This window comes from Pseudomonas sp. CFBP 5748, from assembly GCF_053850495.1.
This window is the reverse complement of sequence record NZ_JBSPTN010000006.1, coordinates 394392-414290: the sequence shown is the minus strand read 5'-3', so window position 1 is coordinate 414290 and position 19899 is coordinate 394392. Positions and strand designations below refer to the sequence as shown.

Below are 19899 nucleotides of genomic sequence, written 5' to 3'. Positions count from 1 at the left end.
AGCCCTGCCTATGCGGGGCTTCTTTTTGCCTGGGTTTCCTGATTACCCAAATGAACCCACAGGTTTTTGCATTTACCGAAGGATTACCTCCTGCATGAAACCTTCTTCATGAACACCTCCTGCGACAGAATGCCGCGCACTGCCTGGCCTGCAGGAATATTGAGTTTTTCATGAAAACTTCTTAACGAACCCAGGCATTTACTTAGCCGGCTATCCAAATCTATAACAAAGTCCTGCACACGCCTTGCTGCAGATAACAGAGATTGGAGCTTGCAAGATGACTGTGAAAGTAACTGAACGTGATGACGCCCATATGTCCCACGAAGGCATTGCCGCCGGTATCCGGATCTGGGATGTGCATCAACAGGATTTGCTGGTGGGGATGTTCCATTCCGAGACGGATGCCCATAGCTACAAGGCTGAGCTGGAGCGCGAAGAAAGGCTGCGCTCGCGCGAGATGGCAGAATCGTAAGAATTGGCGATGAAAATCCTGTGGGAGCGAGCAAGCTCGCTCCCACAGGTTCTGTGTTTCAGCTCAATGGCATTGCGCCCGGCTTACCACATTAAATCATCAGGAATCTGATACGCCGCGTACGGATCATCCGCATCCACCTCTTCGGTCTGGGTATTGAGCTGGACGATGCGCTGGGGGTCGCGCTCCTGGATCTTCAGGGCCGCTTCGCGTGGGATCACTTCGTAACCGCCGGCATGATGGACGATCGCCAGCGAGCCACTGCTCAGCTTATTGCGCATCAGGGTGTTGACCGAGAGGCGCTTGACCTTCTTGTCGTCGACGAAGTTGTAATAGTCCTCAGTGGTCAGCTTCGGCAGGCGCGAGACTTCGATCAATTGCTTGATCTGCGCAGCCCGGGCCTTCTGCTCAGCCTTTTCCTGTTGCTGACGATTGAGTTCCTGGTCGCGCTTGACCTTCTCGGCCATGGCCTCCTGGGCCGCGCGCTGCTGGGAGTCATCCAGTTCGATCTGGCCTTTGTGGGCCAGACGCTGCTGCTTCTGTTTCTCTTTGCCGACCTGCTTGGCCTGCTTTTGGTTGACCAGCCCTGCTTTGAGCAACTGGTCGCGAAGGGAAAGGCTCATGGTGCTTACTCACTTAGGCAACGGCCTCAGCCACAGCTGGGCAAATTCTTTTCCTGGCGTTTGGCTTCGCCCCACAAGGCGTCCAACTCTTCGAGGGTGCAATCTTCCATGGGACGGTGGGTGTCGCGCAATGCCTGTTCGATAAATCGGAAGCGTCTTTCGAATTTCCCGTTGGCGCCACGCAGGGCCGTTTCCGGGTCAACTTTGAGGTGGCGAGCCAGGTTCACCACACTGAACAGCAGATCGCCGATCTCATCGCTGATGGCCACCGGGTCATTGTCGGCCATGGCTTCGAGCACTTCGTCCAGTTCCTCGCGGACTTTGTCGAGCACCGGCAACGGGCCTGGCCAGTCGAAACCGACCTGACCGGCACGCTTTTGCAACTTCGCCGAGCGGGATAACGCCGGCAAGGCCGCCGGCACATCGTCGAGCAACGACAACTGCTCCGGCGCCGAGGCTTTCTCAGCACGCTCCTCGGCCTTGATTTCCTCCCAGCGCCGCTTGACCTGCTCTTCGCTCAGGCGCGGGATGTCCACGGGCGCGTAGAGGTCACCGGTAGGAAACACATGGGGATGGCGCCGGATCAGCTTGCGGGTGATGCTGTCGATCACGCCGGCGAATTCGAAGCGATTTTCTTCCCGGGCCAGCTGGCTGTAATACACCACCTGGAACAACAGGTCGCCCAGCTCGCCCTGCAAGTGATCGAAGTCGCCGCGCTCGATGGCATCGGCCACTTCGTAGGCTTCCTCAAGCGTATGGGGAACGATGGTGGCGTAGGTTTGCTTGATGTCCCACGGGCAGCCGTACTGCGGGTCGCGCAGGCGGCTCATCAGGTGGAGCAGGTCTTCAAGGCTGTACATTAAATCCGTCCCATCACACAAAACACTGTGGGAAATAACCCAATGAGAGCAAGCCTGTGGGAGCAGGTCTGTGAGAGCAAAGCTTGCTCGCGATTGCGGTGGTGACCCCAACCTATATGGGGACTGACCCACCGTTATCGCGAGCAAGCTTTGCTCCCACAGGCTTGCTCCTACATTTGGACTGCGATTAACCCGGCGTCCGATTGCGCCGGGTCTCGATGATGTTCGGCAGCTGGGAAATCCGCCCCAGCAACCGCCCCAGCGCATCCAGCCCCGGAATCTCGATGGTCAGGGACATCAGCGCGGTGTTGTCTTCCTTGTTCGAACGGGTGTTGACCGCCAGCACGTTGATCCGCTCGTTCAGCAACACCTGGGACACGTCACGCAGCAGGCCGGAGCGGTCGTAGGCGCGGATGACGATGTCCACCGGGTAGGTGAGCACCGGCACCGGGCCCCAGCTGACCTGGATGATCCGCTCCGGTTCACGGCCGGCCAGTTGCAGCACCGAGGCGCAGTCCTGGCGGTGAATGCTCACGCCACGGCCCTGGGTGATGTAGCCGACGATCGCATCCCCCGGCAACGGCTGGCAGCAGCCCGCCATCTGGGTCATCAGGTTGCCCACGCCCTGGATCTGGATATCGCCGCGCTTGCCTGGCTTGTAGCCGGTGGCCTTGCGCGGGATCAGTTCCAGTTGTTCGTTGCCGCGTTCCGGCTCCACCAGTTGCTGGGCCAGGTTGACCAGTTGTGCCAGACGCAGATCGCCGGCACCGAGGGCGGCGAACATGTCTTCGGCGGTCTTCATGTTGGCCTTTTCGGCCAGCTTGTCGAAGTCCACCTGAGGCAGGCCCAGGCGACTGAGTTCGCGCTCGATCAGGGTCTTGCCGGCGGCGACGTTCTGGTCACGCGCCTGCAACTTGAACCAGTGGACGATCTTCGCCCGCGCCCGCGATGTGGTGATGTAGCCCAGGTTCGGGTTCAGCCAGTCACGGCTCGGCGTGCCGTGCTTGCTGGTGATGATCTCGACCTGTTCACCGGTCTGCAGGCTGTAGTTGAGCGGCACGATCCGCCCGTTGATCTTGGCGCCACGGCAGTTGTGGCCGATCTCGGTGTGGACCCGGTAGGCAAAGTCCAGCGGCGTCGCGCCCTTGGGCAGGTCGATGGCGTGACCGTCGGGGGTGAAGATGTAGACCCGATCCGGTTCGATATCGACCCGCAGCTGTTCGGCCAGACCGCCGATGTCACCCAGCTCTTCATGCCACTCGAGCACCTGACGCAACCAGGAGATTTTTTCTTCGTAGTGGTTCGACCCGGACTTGACGTCGGTGCCCTTGTATTTCCAGTGCGCGCAGACGCCCAGCTCGGCCTCCTCGTGCATGGCGTGGGTGCGGATCTGCACTTCCAGCACCTTGCCCTCGGGGCCGATCACCGCAGTGTGCAGCGAGCGATAGCCGTTTTCCTTGGGGTTGGCGATGTAGTCGTCGAACTCCTTGGGAATGTGCCGCCACAAGGTGTGGACGATCCCCAGCGCGGTGTAGCAGTCGCGCATTTCCGGGACCAGTACACGCACGGCGCGAACGTCGTAGATCTGGCTGAACTCCAGGCCTTTGCGCTGCATTTTGCGCCAGATCGAATAGATGTGCTTGGCCCGGCCACTGATGTCGGCTTCCACGCCGGTGGCCTGCAATTCTTCGCGCAGTTGGGTCATCACATCGGTGATGAAGCGCTCGCGGTCCAGGCGCCGCTCATGCAACAGCTTGGCGATCTGCTTGTACTGGTCGGGCTCCAGGTAACGGAAGGACAGGTCCTCCAGCTCCCACTTGATATGGCCGATGCCGAGACGGTGGGCCAGGGGCGCGTAGATGTCGAACACTTCCCGGGCGACGCGGTTGCGCTTTTCGTCATCGGCGGCTTTCACCGCACGGATCGCGCAGGTTCGTTCGGCCAGCTTGATCAGCGCGACGCGCACGTCGTCGACCATCGCCACCAGCATCTTGCGCAGGTTTTCCACCTGGCCCTGGGTGCCCAGCACCATGGACTGGCGCGGGCTGAGGCTGGCGCTGATGGCGGCCATGCGCAGCACGCCGTCGATCAGCTTGGCGACCACCGTGCCGAAGCGCTGGCTGACCACCGGGAGCTGGATCTGGCCTTCGCGCACGCCACGGTACAACACCGCCGCCACCAGCGAATCCTGGTCGAGTTTGAGGTCGGCGAGGATCTCGGCGATCTCAAGGCCCGTCTGGAAACTCGAGGTGCCTTCGGACCATAGGTTCTTCGCCGCGTTGTGTTGCTGTTCCGCCTCACGAGCGAACTCGCAGGCGGCCTTCAAGGCTTCGCGATCCAGTGCCGTGTCGATACTGACCGCGTGATCGAGCCAAGCCTCGAGATTGATACTGCCGTCGGTGTTGATCGGCTGGTGTGCTCTCACCTGTACCATCTTTACTTACCTTCCCTACGACGCAGATTCAATGCGTCAACATCGCTGCCCTTTGGTGTTCGTGTGTGCGCCCAAGGCTGTGGCGCGTTGGCACGAACGGGTCAGTCGGACAAGCCATCCTGGCTCGCTTCAAATAACGCCATGGCCTCGACATGTGCCGTCTGAGGAAACATATCGAGAATCCCGGCACGTTTTAACCGGTAGCCCTGCTTGATCAATTCGACCGTGTCCCGGGCCAAAGTTGCCGGGTTGCACGATACATATACCAACCGTCTGGCGCCCAGGGACGCCAACTTGCGCACCACCTCGAAAGCACCGTCACGGGGTGGGTCCAAGAGTACCGCAGAAAAGCCTTCGCCGATCCATTGCGCACCCGCCAGTGGCTGGGATAAATCGGCCTGAAAAAAGGCAGTGTTATTCAAATTGTTGCTGAGGGCATTCGCCGCCGCACGGTCCACCATGGTCTGCACGCCTTCGACGGCCACCACCTGGCGCACGCTCCTGGCCAGCGGCAAGGCAAAGTTGCCCAGGCCACAGAACAGATCCAGCACCCGCTCCTCGGCTTGCGGCGCGAGCCATTGCAGCGCCTGGGCAATCATCGCCTCGTTGACCCCGGCGTTCACCTGGATGAAGTCCCCTGGCCGGTAAGCCAGGTCAAGATCCCAGGCCTGCAAGCGGAACCCCAGGGTTTGTCCCGGCTCGGCCGGTTGTGGCTCGCCTTCGCCATGCAGCCACAACTGGGCTTCGTGGAACGCACAGAAATCCTTGAGGATGCTCAGGTCGGCGTCCGACAACGGCGCCATGTGCCGCAGCAACACTGCCAGGGACGAACCGGCGAACAATTCCACATGCCCCAGCGCCTGGGGTTTGCTCAAGCGTCGGAGCATGTCCGGCAAGCGGCTCATGATCGGCTGCAAGGGCTGTACCAGCACCGGGCAATCGCCGATGGCGACGATGTCCTGGCTGCCAACGGCACGGAAGCCCACGTCGAGTTTTTTCGCCTTCTGGTCCCAGCGCACCGCCACGCGGGCGCGACGCCGATAACCGAATTCCGGTCCGCTCAACGGCGCGGCCCATTCATCCGGTTCCACCCCGGCCACTCGCGACAACTGCTCGGCGAGCATGCGCTGTTTCAGGGCAAGTTGTTCTTCATGGGGCAAATGCTGGACGCTGCAACCGCCGCAACGACCGGCATGGACGCAGGGTGCCGCTCGCCGCAGTTCACTGGACAGGAACACCCGCTCGGTGCGGGCCTCGACCACTTTGCCATGGGCGCCCAACACCCGCGCCTCGACCTCTTCGCCGGCCAGGGCACCGATGACAAACCAGGTGCGCCCGTCGACAAAGGCGATGCCTCGGCCATCGTTGGCCAGGCGCTCGATGGTCAAGCGCTGCTTTTTACCGGTGGGCACTTGCGGGGTCCGGCTTCCGCCGCTGGGCTGAAAGCGCAAACCTCTCTCTTGCTTGGCCATCAGTTGGGCGCGTCGAAAATGCCGGTCGACAGGTAACGGTCGCCACGGTCACAGATGATCGCGACGATCACCGCGTTTTCAACTTCCTTCGACAGGCGCAGCATGCCCGCGACGGCACCGCCCGAAGACACGCCACAGAAGATGCCTTCTTCGCGCGCCAGGCGACGGGTCACGTCCTCGGCTTCGCTCTGGGCCATGTCGATGATGCGGTCCACGCGCTCGGCCTGGTAGATCTTCGGCAGATACTCTTCAGGCCAACGCCGGATACCGGGGATGGCCGAGCCTTCCATCGGTTGCAGGCCGATGATCTGCACGTTCGGATTCTGTTCCTTGAGGTAGCGCGAAGTGCCCATGATGGTGCCGGTAGTGCCCATCGAGCTGACGAAATGAGTGATGGTGCCGTCGGTCTGGCGCCAGATCTCAGGGCCGGTGGTGGTGTAGTGGGCTTCGGGATTGTCGCCGTTGGCGAACTGATCCAGCACCTTGCCACGGCCTTCGGCCTGCATGCGCTCGGCCAGGTCCCGGGCACCTTCCATGCCCTCCTCCTGGGTCACCAGGATCAACTCGGCACCGTAGGCAGTCATCGCCGCCTTACGCTCGGCGCTGGAGTTGTCGGGCATGATCAGGATCATCTTGTAGCCCTTGATCGCCGCCGCCATGGCCAGGGCGATGCCGGTGTTGCCGGAGGTCGCTTCGATCAGCGTATCGCCAGGCTGGATCTGCCCGCGCAATTCACCACGGGTGATCATCGACAGCGCCGGCCGGTCCTTGACCGAACCCGCTGGGTTATTCCCTTCGAGCTTGAGCAAAAGCGTATTGCTGGTAACGCCAGGCAGGCGCTGCAAACGGACCAGCGGAGTGTTGCCGACGCAATCGGCGATGGTTGGGTACTGCAAAGTCATGGCGTATTCGCAATCCGGACTGCGGGGGCGCCTATCATACCGGCAAACCTTGCAAGGCCATATCACGCAAAGTGTGGTGGTTATGGCTTATGGGAATAAGCAACGCGCGTGGGGGGCTGCCGGATGTAAGCCCGTAAGGATGCACAGCGACATGAACTTTACGAAGATTGCCCGCCTGCAAATCGCTACACTGCGCAGGTATTGCGTGCCGGATGCGCGCAAAGCTCAATCAGACCGCTGGATGCAGGAGACAAGTGTGCTCAAGAAACTGGGAATCAAAGGCCGCGTGTTGTTGCTGACCCTGTTGCCGACCAGCCTGATGGCGCTGGTGCTGGGTGGTTATTTCACCTGGATGCAGCAAGCGGACCTGCACGCCCAGTTGCTGCAACGGGGCGAGATGATCGCCGAACAGCTCGCGCCGCTGGTCGCCCCGGCCATGAGCCGCCAGGACAGCGATCTGCTGGAGCGCATCGCGACGCAGTCCCTCGAAGAGACGGATGTACGCGCCGTCACCTTCCTCGCCCCCGACCGCACGCCGCTGGCCCATGCCGGTCCGACCATGCTCAACCGCGCACCGGAAGGTAATAGTGCGCAATTGCTGCAGCGCACTGGCAACGACGCCACGCGCTACCTGCTGCCGGTGTTCGGTAAACACCGCAACCTGGCCGGCGAACTGATCCCTGAAGAAGCCGACCGCCTGCTGGGCTGGGTCGAGCTGGAGTTGTCCCACAGCGGCATGTTACTGCGCGGTTACCGCAGCCTGTTCGCCAGCCTGCTGCTGATCGGCGCCGGCCTGGGCCTGGCCGCGTTGCTGGCCTTGCGCATGGGCCGCACGATCAACCGACCGCTGAGCCTGATCAAACAGGCCGTGGCCCAACTCAAGGACGGTCATCTGGAAACCCGCCTGCCACCACTGGGCAGCCAGGAGCTGGATGAACTGGCCTCGGGCATCAATCGCATGGCCGGCACCTTGCAGAACGCCCAGGAAGAATTGCAGCACAGCATCGACCAGGCCACTGAAGACGTGCGCCAGAACCTGGAAACCATCGAGATCCAGAACATCGAGCTGGACCTGGCCCGCAAGGAGGCCCTGGAAGCGAGCCGGATCAAGTCCGAATTCCTGGCCAATATGAGCCATGAAATCCGCACGCCGCTCAACGGCATCCTCGGCTTTACCCACTTGTTGCAGAAAAGCGAACTGACCCCGCGCCAGCTCGACTACCTGGGCACCATTGAAAAGTCCGCCGACAGCCTGCTGGGGATCATCAACGAGATCCTCGACTTCTCCAAGATCGAGGCCGGCAAGCTGGTGCTCGACAACATTCCGTTCAACCTGCGCGATCTGCTGCAGGACACCTTGACCATCCTCGCCCCCGCCGCCCACGCCAAACAACTGGAGCTGGTGAGCCTGGTGTACCGGGACACGCCACTGTCGCTGGTGGGCGATCCGCTGCGTCTCAAGCAAATCCTCACCAACCTGGTGAGCAACGCCATCAAGTTCACCCGCGAAGGCACCATCGTCGCCCGGGCCATGCTCGAGGACGAACACGAAGACAGCGTGCAGTTACGCATCAGCGTCCAGGACACCGGCATCGGCCTGTCCAACCAGGATGTGCGGGCGCTGTTCCAGGCGTTCAGCCAGGCCGACAACTCGCTGTCCCGGCAACCGGGTGGCACGGGGCTGGGCCTGGTGATTTCCAAGCGCCTGGTGGAACAGATGGGCGGCGAGATCGGTGTTGACAGCACACCGGGCGAAGGCTCGGAGTTCTGGATCAGCCTGCGCTTGCCCAAGACCCGTGACGATGCCGAAGACCTGCCTGGCCCGCCGTTACTGGGCCGGCGCGTGGCGGTGCTGGAAAACCATGAACTGGCCCGTCAGGCCTTGCAGCACCAGCTCGAAGACTGCGGCCTGCAAGTGACGCCCTTCAACACCCTTGAAAACCTGACCAACGGCGTGACCATCGCCCACCAGACCGATCAGGCAATCGACCTCGCCGTACTCGGCATCACCAGCAACGACATGCCGCCGGAACGCCTCAACCAGCACATCTGGGACTTGGAGCACCTGGGCTGCAAAGTGCTGGTGCTGTGCCCCACCACCGAACAGACGCTGTACCACCTCTCGGTGCCCAACCCCCACAGCCAGTTGCAGGCCAAGCCGGCCTGCACCCGCAAGTTGCGCCGCTCGCTTTCCGACCTGGTCAACCCGCGGCCGCCCCGCAGCGAACCCCACGAACCGGTGGCCAGCCGCGCACCCAAAGTGCTGTGCGTGGACGACAACCCGGCCAACCTGCTGCTGGTGCAAACCCTGCTCGAAGACATGGGCGCCAAGGTGTTGGCCGTGGAAAGCGGCTACGCGGCGGTCAAGGCCGTGCAAAAGGAAACCTTCGACCTGGTGTTGATGGACGTGCAGATGCCGGGCATGGACGGTCGCCAGAGCACCGAGGCGATCCGCCAGTGGGAAAGCGAGCGGCACTGCACGCCATTGCCGATCGTCGCCCTCACCGCCCACGCCATGGCCAACGAAAAACGCGCCTTGCTGCAAAGCGGCATGGACGACTACCTGACCAAACCCATCAGCGAGCGGCAACTGGCCCAAGTGGTGCTGAAGTGGACCGGCCTGGCCCTGCGCAATCAGTCGCCAGAGCGCAGCGGCGATGCCCAGGGCACCGGCGAACTGCTGGTGCTCGATCACGAAGAGGGCCTGCGCCTGGCCGCCGGCAAAGCCGACCTGGCGGCGGACATGCTGGCGATGCTGCTGGCGTCCCTGGAAGCCGACCGCGAAGCGATCCGCCAGGCCAGCGAAGCCAACGATCAAAATGCCCTGATCGAACGGGTCCACCGCCTGCACGGCGCCACACGCTACTGTGGCGTCCCGCAATTGCGCGCGGCCTGCCAGCGCAGCGAAACCCTGCTCAAGCAACAGGACCCCAAGGCTGCCGCCGCCCTGGAAGAACTGGAGCGCGCCATCAATCGCCTGGCGAGCGAGGCGCGTATCAGCGCCTGATCCAGGGCAATACCCTTGGAGCCGGAATCGCTGAAAATCCATGCTCCTACCCGGACGGGCTTATTTTTTTATGCCAGGAGGCCGCCATGCGCGTGATTCTTTTCAGCAGCCAGACCTACGACCGCGACAGCTTCAGCAACGCCCTGGCGCCTGCCGGCCTTGAATTGCAGTTCCAGCCGGCACGCTTGAACCTGGACACCGTGGCCCTGGCCGAACGACATGACGTGGTGTGCGCCTTTATCAACGATGACCTCAGTGCCCCGGTGCTGGAACGACTGGCGAACGGAGGGACCCGGCTGATCGCCCTGCGCTCGGCCGGCTACAACCATGTCGACCTGCTCGCTGCCAAACGCCTGGGATTGAGCATCGTCCGGGTTCCGGCCTACTCGCCCCACGCCGTGGCCGAACACGCCGTGGCGTTGATCATGGCCCTCAATCGCTGCCTGCACCGCGCCTACAACCGCACCCGGGATGGTAATTTCAGCCTCCATGGGCTGACCGGTTTCGACCTGGTGGGCAAGACGGTCGGCGTGATCGGCACCGGGCAGATCGGCGCGACGTTCGCACGGATCATGGCCGGCTTCGGCTGCCAGTTGCTGGCCTATGACCCGTACCCCAACCCGCAGGTCGAAGCCTTGGGGGCGCGCTACTTGCCCCTGGCCGATCTGCTGGCGCAAGCGCAGATCATCAGCCTGCACTGCCCGCTCAACGAACATAGCCGACACCTGATCAACGCCCAATCGCTGGCCGCGATGCAACGCGGCGCGATGTTGATCAACACCGGGCGTGGCGGCCTGGTGGACACGCCGGCCCTGATCGAAGCCTTGAAAAGCGGCCAGCTCGGCTACCTGGGTTTGGATGTGTACGAAGAAGAGGCCCAGCTGTTTTTCAAGGACCGCTCCGACCTGCCCCTGCAGGACGACGTGCTGGCACGGCTGCTGACCTTCCCCAACGTGATCGTCACCGCCCACCAGGCGTTCCTGACCCATGAAGCGTTGGCAGCCATTGCCATGACCACCCTGGACAACATCGCCGCCTGGGCGAAAGGCACGCCACAAAACCTGGTAGATAGCTAAACCTTGAGCCAGCTCCCACAGGGGATGGAGTTTCGTCGGCCTGATCTCCAGATGCCCGCCATCGAGACCATCCCAAGCCATGCCCCGTGCTAGCATATCGCGCCTATTTGGAGGACCCATGGCCGAACACGATTTCCGCTACACCCTGATGAACCCACAGCACACCTTGACCGAGGTCCGCGCCCTGGCGCCGGGCCGTTACCAGGTCACCGGCAATGGCGGTTCGATCCAGGCCAACGATGTACTGCTCGTCACCCTCAAGGGCAGCAAGGATTTGTCCATGCGCCTGACCGTGGACACCGTTCGGCATCTGCTCAAGCCCATGGGTCAATGGACCGCGATGACCACCGGTCCGGTGTTCGGTGAGCTGGCGATCCACACCTGGCAGGTCAATTGCGACAGTTGCGCCAAGGAACTGAGCTTCGAATTTGCCGTCGATGCCAAGCTCGGCGTCAAGGCCCAGAAACCGGCGGCCAGTGCACGCATCGCCGAACTGGGCTGGACCACTGTCGGTGAAAAACACCTGTGCCCTAAATGCCAGGAAGCCGCCTGATGAAACGCTTGGCCCTGGCCGCGCTGATCGGCGCCGGCCTGATGGGTTGCGCCGCCGAGCCGGTGCAACTGCAACATAACCGCAGCTACATCCTGGAATGGATCGGCGAACGGCCATTGATGGACTACAGCCACCTGACCATCACCCTCGGGGATGACGGCCGGGCCTACGGCAACGGCGGCTGCAATCACTGGTTCGCGCCCTACACCCTGGAAGGCCACCGCTTGAGCTTCGGCAAGATCGGCAGCACTCGCAAACTCTGCGCCCCGGCCCTGATGGAGCAAGAGACACGCTTTTTGCAAGCGCTGGAAAAGGTCGAGCGCTGGGACATCTCGCCCATCGAGCAGATGCGCTTCTGGCCGGCCCAAGGCAAGCCGTTGCGGTGGTGGTTGGAGGAAGGCTGAGGCCTGATCCCACTTGATCGTTCCCACGCTCCGCGTGGGAACGATCATCACAGGTGTTATTTAAGCGCCTGCAACGCCTCAAGCTTGGCCATCACCCCTGCCGCCGTCTGTTCCCCCAGCAACTGCTCGCGCACTTTGCCCTGGTTATCGATGATGTAAGTCACCGGCAGCCCTTCGCTGCGTGGAAGGTCGAAGATCTCGGCCGGATCCCGGGCCAGCACGGTGAAACGAATTCCCATCTTGTCGCTGGCGCTCTTGAGCTCCTCGCCCTGCACCTGGTCGAAGTTGACCCCGAACACACCGACATTGCGCCCCTTGAGCTGCTCGGCCAAGGCGTTGAACTCCGGGATCTCGGTGCGACACGGCGCACACCACTCGGCCCAGTAGTTGAGCACCAGCCATTGTTTGTCCAGCCGCTGCGAGGCAATGGCCTGACCGTTCTGATCCACCCCGTAGTCGTTTCCGCAGCCGGCGAGCAACAAGATGCCGATGAATGTCAGTGCTGCCGTCAATCGCCTTGCCATGTGCCAATCCTTAGTCTGAATGTGAACGTCACCGCGACCTAACGCCCTGCAAGGTGCTAGAGGCCTCGCAGCACAGTAGAATAGCCGCCACCTTACGCAAGATGCGACCCGCTCATGACCGATCTGACGCTTTATCACAACCCGCGCTGCTCGAAATCCCGCGGTGCGCTGGAACTGTTGGAGGCCCAGGGCCTGGCGCCTACCGTGGTCCGCTACCTGGAAACCCCGCTCGACGCCGCTCAGCTTGAACGCCTGCTGGGCAAGCTCGGCCTCACCGCCCGGCAACTGCTGCGCACTGGCGAAGAGGAATACGCCACGCTCAATCTGGCCGACGCCAGCCTGAGCCAGGCTCAGTTGATCGCCGCCATCGCCGCCCACCCGAAACTCATGGAACGGCCGATTCTTGAAACCGCAGACAAAGCCATGATCGGTCGTCCGCCGGAGAAAATCCTGGAGATCCTGCCGTGAGCACGCCGTACATTCTGGTGTTGTATTACAGCCGCAGTGGCTCTACCAACGAAATGGCCCGGCAGATCGCCCGGGGCGTCGAGCAGGCCGGGCTGGAAGCACGGTTGCGCACGGTGCCTGCCATTTCCACCGAATGCGAAGCCGTGTCGCCGGACATTCCCGAGCAAGGCCCGCTGTACGCCAGCCTCGATGACCTGAAGAACTGCGCCGGCCTGGCCCTGGGCAGCCCGACCCGTTTCGGCAACATGGCCGCGCCACTGAAGTACTTTCTCGACGGCACCAGCAACCTGTGGCTGACCGGTGCCTTGGTGGGTAAACCCGCCGGGGTGTTCACTTCCACCGCGAGCCTGCATGGCGGCCAGGAAACCACCCTGCTGTCGATGATGTTGCCGTTGCTGCACCACGGCATGCTGATCACCGGCCTGCCCTACAGCGAATCGGCCCTGATCGACACCCAGGGTGGCGGTACGCCTTACGGCCCGAGCCATCACGCCGGAGCCGACGGTAAAAGCGGCTTGAATGAGCATGAAGTCGCGCTGTGTCGGGCCCTGGGCTTGCGCCTGGCGAAAACCGCACAACTGCTGGAGAACGGCCGTGGCTAAGAAGCCGAAAATCCTGCCGCCTATCCAATGGCTGGAACCGCGCGTACGCATTGCCCGCGTCCTGAGCCTGCTGTGTTTTTTCGGCCTGGTAGGGCTGCTCAGTGCGTATTACCTGCTGATCGCCGACCTGCACGGCGCGCGGCCTTGGGTGATTCTGCTGATCGAGCTGGTGCCGCTGCTGATCCTCGCGCCCGGCATGCTCAGTGGCAGCGCCCGCGGGCATTCGTGGATGTGCTTCGTGGTGAACCTGTATTTCATCAAGGGCGCGCTGGCGGCCTATGACCCGAACCGGCAGGTGTTCGGCATGCTGGAAATGGTGGCGAGCGTGGCGGTGTTCTGCTCGGCCTTGTTGTATGTGCGTTGGCGGTTTCAGTTGAATCGACGACTTGCGGGAGAAGGCGATATTTCCGTCGCCTGATAGACCGCTATCGCGAGCAAGCTCGCTCCCACACTGGATCTTCGGCGCTCACCAATCCCTGTGGGAGCGGGCTTGCTCGCGAAAGGAGCAACTCGGTCTCAATGATTCACTGTATACGCCAGCATCATCGAAATCTGGCTCATCGGCCGTCCACCGCTCTCTTCATGCCACTGGTTAAAGGCACTCTGCACCGTCGCCAGGTCCCGCAGGCTGGTGGGGACTTTGTCGATGATGTCCTGGGCATTGAGCGCGGCCACCACGTCATAGCTGGGCACGAAGGTGTCCTTGCCCATCATCCGCAGGAAGCGCGGTGCCGACAGGCCGCCCAGTTGATGGCCGTGCTTTTTCAGGTAGGTCCACAGGCCGACGATGTCAGTCACCGGCCAGTCGGCGATCAGCGCACCGAAGCTGCCCTTTTCATGGGCCACGTCCACTATCAGTTGCGCGTTGCGCGGCACGCTCTTGAGCTTGCCCAGATGGCGGATGATCCGTGCGTCCTGCATCAGCCGCTCCAGGTGCTCGGCGCTCATCAGCACGACTTTTTCCGGGTCGAACTTGAAGAACACCTCTTCGAAAGCCGGCCACTTGGCGTCCACCAGACTGTGCTTGAGCCCGGCCCGGAAAACCCGCAGCGCCATGGTCGAGAGGTAGCGGTCGTCGCTGATCTTGCGCAACTGCGCCGGGGTCTTGGGAACCGGCAGGTGGGCTTCCAGTTCAGCCGCCGAACCGAAGCGGTTCAGACAATACTCGTGCAACCACTTGTAATCGCGCATGCCCTCTCCCGGGTCTGAAATGAAAACGGCGCTTCGCGAGCGCCGTGAATAGGAGCCCCTGCCCTCGTCAGAGGTTCACCACGTTGACGAACCGCGGCGTGGCGTTTTCATCAATGCGCAGGCTGGTGAAGTCGAACAGGTTACGGTCCGCCAGTTGCGATGGAACGACATTCTGCAAGCCACGGAAGATGCTCTCGGTACGGCCCGGGGTCTTGCGTTCCCACTCCTGGAGCATTTCCTTGACCACCTGGCGCTGCAGGTTTTCCTGGGAGCCACAGAGGTTGCAGGGAATGATCGGAAATTGCTTGAAATCCGAATAGGCCTGGATGTCTTTCTCGCTGCAATAAGCCAGCGGGCGGATCACCACGTTACGCCCGTCATCGGCCCGCAGCTTGGGCGGCATGGCCTTGAGCGAGCCGTTGTAGAACATGTTCAGGAAGAAGGTCTCAACGATGTCGTCACGGTGGTGACCCAGGGCCATCTTGGTCGCACCGATCTCATCGGCGAAGGTGTAGAGCGTGCCGCGACGCAGGCGTGAGCACAGCGAGCAGGTGGTCTTGCCTTCAGGGATCAGCTCCTTGACCACCGAATAGGTGTCTTTCTCGACGATGTGGTATTCCACACCCAGCGACTCGAGGTAAGCCGGCAGCACATGCTCGGGGAACCCGGGCTGCTTCTGGTCCATGTTCACCGCGACGATGTCGAACTTGATCGGTGCAACCTTTTGCAAATGCATCAGCACATCGAGCAAGGTATAGCTGTCCTTGCCGCCGGACAGGCAGACCATGACCTTGTCGCCGTCCTCGATCATGTTGAAATCGGCGACCGCCTCACCGGCCTGGCGGCGCAGGCGCTTTTGCAGTTTGTTCTGGTTGACCGTAAGAGTGCCCATGACGCGAAATCCGTGAGGTGTGACGAAAGGCCGGCATTTTACGCAAAAAATCCCGAATGTGGCACCGCCCCTGTGGCGAGGGCGCTTGCTCCCGCTGGGTTGCGAAGCAACCCTCTGGGCTCGTCCTGTTGGCGTCTGCTTCGCAGCCGAGCGGGAGCAAGCGCCCTCGCCACAGGAAATCTCTTCGCCATAGCGAGCCCACACAGATCACGTCGCGATTAGCCTGTTCCTTTACAGCGCGATTTGCTCTAAGCCCCCCATCCCCCTGGCGAGAACTCCTTTCTATACTGCGACATAAGGTCGCACACATATTCAGACCTTTACTTACTTGGCCACATTGGCCCGTAGGCGCTCCGTTGGGGGGCGATGGCAATAACAAAGGAGTGACTGACTATGATCCATCATGTCGTGGGGCTCTTTACCCACCCTGATCAAGAATGGAAAGAAATCCGTGGCGATCAGGAGGAAAGCATCAGCCACATGTACCTCACCCACACGCTGATCCTGGCGGCCATTCCCGCGGTATCGGCGTTTATCGGCACCACGCAGGTGGGATGGGTCATCGGCAATCGTCCACCGGTGATGCTGACCCAGGAAAGCGCGCTGTGGATGACCGTCATGTCGTACCTGGCCATGCTGGGCGGTGTGGCGGTGATGGGGGCGTTCATCCACTGGATGGCCCGCACCTATGACGCCAACCCGAGCCTGGCCCGTTGCATCGCGTTCGCCACCTACACCGCGACACCGTTGTTCATTGGCGGCCTGGCGGCGCTCTACCCGCACATGTGGCTGGGGATGATCGTCGGCACGGCGGCGATCTGCTACACGGTCTACCTGCTGTATGTGGGCCTGCCGACCTTCATGAGCATTCATCAGGACGAAGGCTTTCTGTTTTCCAGTTCGGTGCTTGCCGTCGGCCTGGTGGTGCTGGTGGCCATCATGGCGTTCACGGTGATTGTCTGGGGGCTGGGCGTCGGCCCGGTGTACACCAATTAAACGATAGAGCTCTCCAATAAGAAGCAGGATCTGCCAACACAGGCCGCCGCAAGGCGGCCTTCCTGTGTTTGGAGAGGGCAAAACGACCGCTGGGCGCCCGGGCGATTCGCAACGGCCGGCGGTTGCGGCATACTCGGGGTTCTGGAGACCCGTAAAGCATGCTCGAACACCTCAATACCCGCGTCGAAGAGTGTTACCAACAAGCCGAATCCTTTTTCAAACGTCCTTTCAAACGCCCAGTGGTCAGCTTCAAATTGCGTGGCCAGAAAGCTGGGGTCGCGCACTTGCATGAAAATCTGCTGCGCTTCAATCCACAGTTGTACCGGGAAAACGCCGAAGATTTTCTCAAGCAGACCGTCGCCCACGAAGTCGCGCACCTGATTGCCCATCAACTGTTTGGCGAACGCATCCAGCCCCATGGCGAAGAGTGGCAACTGATCATGCGCGGGGTCTACGAACTGCCGCCCAACCGCTGCCACACCTACGAAATCAAACGCCGCAGCGTGACCCGCTACATCTACAAATGCCCCTGCGACGGCAGCGACTTCCCGTTCTCGGCCCAGCGCCACAGCCTGGTGCGGCAGGGGCGGCGGTATTTGTGCCGTAGCTGTCGCAGTACCTTGGTGTTCAGTGGGGAGACGCGGGTGGAGTAGCCAAGGTTTGTGGTGTTCTTTGGGGCCCCTTCGCGAGCAAGCACGCTCCCACAGGATCCAGTGTGTGCGAGCTTGCTCGCGATGGCTGCCTGACAGGCGCTACAAAACCACCCCACTGCGACGCAATTGAGCTATCCGCTCAGCACTAAACCCCAACTCCCCCAACACTTGATCCGTATGCGCCCCCAGCCCCGCGCCAATATGCCGAGGCTCGGGCAGCCCTTGTGAAAATTTCAACGGACAAGCCATCTGCGCCTGGCTCGAACCATCGCCACGGGGCACTTGGGTCACCACTTCCCGGGCCTGCAATTGCGGATGCCTGAGGGCTTCGTCCAGGCTCAGCACCGGCTCGACGCAGGCATCAATCCCGGCAAACAAGCGGCAAAGCTCGGCGAAGTCATGTTTCTCGAACTCGGCTTGCAGGGCCTGCTTGAGCGCGTGCTGCTGCTCAGGCTGGGGTGACAACCCTTGGGCCGCCAGTTCCGGTCGCCCCAGAGCATCGCAAAGCGCCTGCATGAAGGCCGGCTCCAGGCTGCCCACCGACATCCAACGACCATCCCGGGTGCGGTAATAGTCATAGAAGCTGCCGCCGTTGAGCATCTGGTTTTCCCAACCCGGTTCCACACCGCAGGCCAGGTAACCGGCGCCGGCCAAGGCGTTCAGGCTGAACACACAGTCGGTCATGCTCACGTCCAAGTGCTGGCCCTGCCCGCTCTGCTGACGGGCGATCACCGCCGCCAACAGCCCGATCACCCCGTGCAGCGAACCGCCGGCAATGTCCGCCGCCTGGATCCCCAGCGGCAGCGGGCCGCTGTCGGCACGGCCGGTGTGACTGGCCAGCCCCGCCAGGGCCAGGTAGTTGATGTCGTGCCCGGCGCGGTCCTTGTAGGGCCCGGTCTGGCCGTAGCCGGTGATCGACACGTAGATCAACCGTGGATTGATCGCCTTCAAGGCCTCGTATCCCAGGCCCAGCCGCTCCATCACACCGGGACGGAACTGTTCCAGCAGGATGTCGTAGTCCTCCAGCAACGGCTTGATCACGTCCAGGGCTTGCGGTTGCTTGAGATCCAGCGCGAGGCTGCGCTTGTTGCGGTTGAGGTAGGCATGGCTGGCCGAGGCACCTTGGTCATGGGGCGGCAGTATCCGCAAGAGATCCGGGCGGGTCGGCGACTCGATGCGCAACACCTCGGCGCCCATGTCCGCCAGCAACAACGAGGCGAACGGGCCGGGCAGCAGGGTCGAGAAGTCCAGAACCTTGAGCGATGCCAGTGGACCTTGCATAGCGGTCTCCGGTGGGTGATGGACTCAAGACTAGGCAGGGGTTGGTGGTAGGGCAATCACCGCAGGTGCCAGTCTGGATGACCATTGCGCTCAGCGTGAGAACTCTTCCAATAAAAAAACCCGCCGAAGCGGGTTTTTCATTGCAACTGGAAGGTTACTTCACAGCGCTTGGAACCGAGCCCTCGGCCACGGTTTGCTCGTCTTCTTCACGAACGTCAGAGATACCGCGACCACCGGAAGCCAGCTCGGTTTGCAACTGGTCTTCGTCCAGCTCCTTGACCCACTTGGCAACCACGATCGTGGCAACGGCGTTGCCCACCAGGTTGGTCAGGGCGCGGGCTTCGGACATGAAGCGGTCGATACCCAGGATCAGTGCCAGACCGGCCACCGGCAAGGTACCCACGGCCGACAGGGTGGCCGCCAGCACGATGAAGCCGCTACCGGTCACGCCAGCAGCACCTTTGGACGACAGCAGCAGCACCAGCAGCAGGGTGATCTGGTGAGTCAGGTCCATCGGGGTGTCGGTGGCCTGGGCAATGAACACCGCGGCCATGGTCAGGTAGATCGAAGTACCGTCGAGGTTGAACGAGTAGCCAGTCGGGATCACCAGGCCTACTACAGACTTCTTGGCACCCAGGCGCTCCATCTTGATCAGCATGCGTGGCAGGGCCGATTCCGACGAGGAAGTACCCAGCACGATCAGCAGTTCTTCACGGATGTAGCGGATCAGCTTGACGACGCTGAAGCCGTGGGCGCGGCAGATGGCGCCCAGTACCACCAGTACGAACACTACGCAGGTGATGTAGAAGCAGATCATCAACTGGCCCAGTTGCACCAGCGAACCGACACCGTAGGCGCCGATGGTGAAGGCCATGGCACCGAACGCACCGATCGGCGCCAGCTTCATGATCATGTTGATGATGATGAACATCACGTGGGCGAAGCGGTCGATGAAGTCCAGCACCGGCTTGCCGTAGGACCCCAGGCGATGCAGGGCGAAACCGAAGAGCACCGAGAACATCAGCACTTGCAGGATGTCGCCGTTGGCGAACGCGCCGACGATGGTGTTCGGGATCACATTGAGGATAAAGGCGATGATGCTCTGGTCTTTACCGGCCGAGATGAAACCGGCGATCTTGCTGGTGTCCAGGGTCGATACATCGATGTGCATGCCGACACCCGGTTGCACGATGTTAACCACGACCAGGCCGATCAGCAGGGCGATGGTGGAGACAATTTCAAAGTACAGCAGCGCATAGCCGCCGGTCTTGCCGACCGATTTCATGTTCTGCATACCGCCGATGCCGCTGACGACGGTACAGAAAATGATGGGGGCGATGACCATTTTGATCAGCTTGATGAACCCGTCACCGAACGGCTTGAGGGCAACACCGGTCTGTGGGTAGAAGTGGCCGAGCAAAATACCGATGGCAATGGCTACGATCACCTGGAAATACAGGGATTTGTACAGTGGCTGACGAGTCGTCAT

20 protein-coding genes are annotated in these 19899 nt (G+C 61.7%); 10 read left to right on the top strand and 10 right to left on the bottom strand.

What is annotated here, in order from left to right:
- The first annotated feature begins 277 nt into the window (after positions 1-277).
- The gene (locus ACWNZ1_RS16895; RefSeq protein ID WP_025215049.1) at positions 278-472 is read left to right on the top strand and encodes a hypothetical protein; all 195 of its coding nucleotides are present in this window, start codon (positions 278-280) and stop codon (positions 470-472) included.
- A gap of 83 nt (positions 473-555) precedes the next feature.
- On the opposite strand, the gene ACWNZ1_RS16890 is transcribed toward ACWNZ1_RS16895, so the two are convergent.
- From ACWNZ1_RS16890 to cysM, 5 genes are all read right to left on the bottom strand, one after another.
- Positions 556-1095 (bottom strand): DUF2058 domain-containing protein, encoded by a 540-nt coding sequence (locus ACWNZ1_RS16890; RefSeq protein WP_135846753.1) that lies wholly within the window; start codon positions 1093-1095, stop codon positions 556-558.
- Between the two features lie 26 nt (positions 1096-1121).
- Positions 1122-1955 (bottom strand): nucleoside triphosphate pyrophosphohydrolase, encoded by an 834-nt coding sequence (mazG, locus tag ACWNZ1_RS16885; RefSeq protein ID WP_135846754.1) that lies wholly within the window; start codon positions 1953-1955, stop codon positions 1122-1124.
- A 187-nt stretch (positions 1956-2142) separates the two neighbouring features.
- A complete protein-coding gene (gene relA, locus ACWNZ1_RS16880) occupies positions 2143-4389 on the bottom strand; it encodes a GTP diphosphokinase (RefSeq protein WP_135846755.1) in 2247 nt (748 codons plus the stop codon).
- A gap of 101 nt (positions 4390-4490) precedes the next feature.
- Entirely contained in the window at positions 4491-5861 is a 1371-nt protein-coding gene (gene rlmD, locus ACWNZ1_RS16875) for a 23S rRNA (uracil(1939)-C(5))-methyltransferase RlmD (RefSeq protein WP_256453607.1), read from the bottom strand.
- Positions 5861-6763, bottom strand: a complete 903-nt coding sequence (cysM, locus tag ACWNZ1_RS16870; protein WP_135846757.1) for a cysteine synthase CysM — start codon at positions 6761-6763, stop codon at positions 5861-5863. The genes rlmD and cysM overlap by 1 nt, the downstream gene beginning before the upstream one ends.
- Positions 6764-7019: 256 nt before the next feature.
- Between cysM and ACWNZ1_RS16865 the strand changes: the two genes are divergently transcribed.
- From ACWNZ1_RS16865 to ACWNZ1_RS16850, 4 genes are all read left to right on the top strand, one after another.
- Positions 7020-9770, top strand: a complete 2751-nt coding sequence (locus ACWNZ1_RS16865; protein WP_135848054.1) for a response regulator — start codon at positions 7020-7022, stop codon at positions 9768-9770.
- Positions 9771-9856: 86 nt separating this feature from the next.
- Positions 9857-10846 (top strand): 2-hydroxyacid dehydrogenase, encoded by a 990-nt coding sequence (locus tag ACWNZ1_RS16860; RefSeq protein WP_256453608.1) that lies wholly within the window; start codon positions 9857-9859, stop codon positions 10844-10846.
- A gap of 118 nt (positions 10847-10964) precedes the next feature.
- On the top strand, positions 10965-11399 hold the full coding sequence (locus tag ACWNZ1_RS16855; protein ID WP_135846759.1) for a hypothetical protein: 435 nt from the start codon (positions 10965-10967) through the stop codon (positions 11397-11399).
- Complete coding sequence (locus ACWNZ1_RS16850; protein ID WP_135846760.1) at positions 11399-11803, top strand: META domain-containing protein; 405 nt, start codon at positions 11399-11401, stop codon at positions 11801-11803. Before ACWNZ1_RS16855 ends, ACWNZ1_RS16850 begins: the two co-directional genes overlap by 1 nt.
- Before the next feature lie 56 nt (positions 11804-11859).
- On the opposite strand, the gene ACWNZ1_RS16845 is transcribed toward ACWNZ1_RS16850, so the two are convergent.
- A complete protein-coding gene (locus ACWNZ1_RS16845; protein WP_456027753.1) occupies positions 11860-12327 on the bottom strand; it encodes a TlpA family protein disulfide reductase in 468 nt (155 codons plus the stop codon).
- A gap of 114 nt (positions 12328-12441) precedes the next feature.
- Here ACWNZ1_RS16845 and arsC point away from each other — a divergent pair, with 114 nt between their 5' ends.
- Genes arsC through ACWNZ1_RS16830 form a run of 3 tightly spaced genes read left to right on the top strand, consistent with a single transcriptional unit; the run spans position 12442 to position 13815 of the window.
- Positions 12442-12795, top strand: coding sequence for an arsenate reductase (glutaredoxin) (gene arsC / locus ACWNZ1_RS16840; protein ID WP_135846762.1), 354 nt, complete (start codon positions 12442-12444; stop codon positions 12793-12795).
- Complete coding sequence (wrbA, locus tag ACWNZ1_RS16835) at positions 12792-13397, top strand: NAD(P)H:quinone oxidoreductase (RefSeq protein ID WP_135846763.1); 606 nt, start codon at positions 12792-12794, stop codon at positions 13395-13397. Before arsC ends, wrbA begins: the two co-directional genes overlap by 4 nt.
- On the top strand, positions 13390-13815 hold the full coding sequence (locus tag ACWNZ1_RS16830) for a DUF2069 domain-containing protein (RefSeq protein WP_256453610.1): 426 nt from the start codon (positions 13390-13392) through the stop codon (positions 13813-13815). Before wrbA ends, ACWNZ1_RS16830 begins: the two co-directional genes overlap by 8 nt.
- Positions 13816-13913: 98 nt before the next feature.
- Here the strand turns inward: ACWNZ1_RS16830 and ACWNZ1_RS16825 are convergent, their stop codons facing one another.
- Together ACWNZ1_RS16825 and ttcA are read right to left on the bottom strand one after the other, a co-directional pair.
- On the bottom strand, positions 13914-14588 hold the full coding sequence (locus ACWNZ1_RS16825) for a DNA-3-methyladenine glycosylase I (protein WP_135846765.1): 675 nt from the start codon (positions 14586-14588) through the stop codon (positions 13914-13916).
- Between the two features lie 67 nt (positions 14589-14655).
- Complete coding sequence (ttcA, locus tag ACWNZ1_RS16820; RefSeq protein WP_058542563.1) at positions 14656-15480, bottom strand: tRNA 2-thiocytidine(32) synthetase TtcA; 825 nt, start codon at positions 15478-15480, stop codon at positions 14656-14658.
- Between the two features lie 393 nt (positions 15481-15873).
- Between ttcA and ACWNZ1_RS16815 the strand changes: the two genes are divergently transcribed.
- Together ACWNZ1_RS16815 and ACWNZ1_RS16810 are read left to right on the top strand one after the other, a co-directional pair.
- Positions 15874-16476: a Yip1 family protein gene (locus tag ACWNZ1_RS16815; RefSeq protein ID WP_135846766.1), complete on the top strand. Its 603-nt coding sequence runs from the start codon at positions 15874-15876 to the stop codon at positions 16474-16476.
- A 158-nt stretch (positions 16477-16634) separates the two neighbouring features.
- Positions 16635-17129: a SprT family zinc-dependent metalloprotease gene (locus ACWNZ1_RS16810; protein WP_135846767.1), complete on the top strand. Its 495-nt coding sequence runs from the start codon at positions 16635-16637 to the stop codon at positions 17127-17129.
- A 99-nt stretch (positions 17130-17228) separates the two neighbouring features.
- Here ACWNZ1_RS16810 and ACWNZ1_RS16805 read toward each other — a convergent pair whose 3' ends face one another.
- Both ACWNZ1_RS16805 and ACWNZ1_RS16800 read right to left on the bottom strand, forming a co-directional pair.
- On the bottom strand, positions 17229-18410 hold the full coding sequence (locus tag ACWNZ1_RS16805; protein ID WP_135846768.1) for a CaiB/BaiF CoA transferase family protein: 1182 nt from the start codon (positions 18408-18410) through the stop codon (positions 17229-17231).
- A 154-nt stretch (positions 18411-18564) separates the two neighbouring features.
- Complete coding sequence (locus tag ACWNZ1_RS16800) at positions 18565-19899, bottom strand: dicarboxylate/amino acid:cation symporter (protein ID WP_135846769.1); 1335 nt, start codon at positions 19897-19899, stop codon at positions 18565-18567.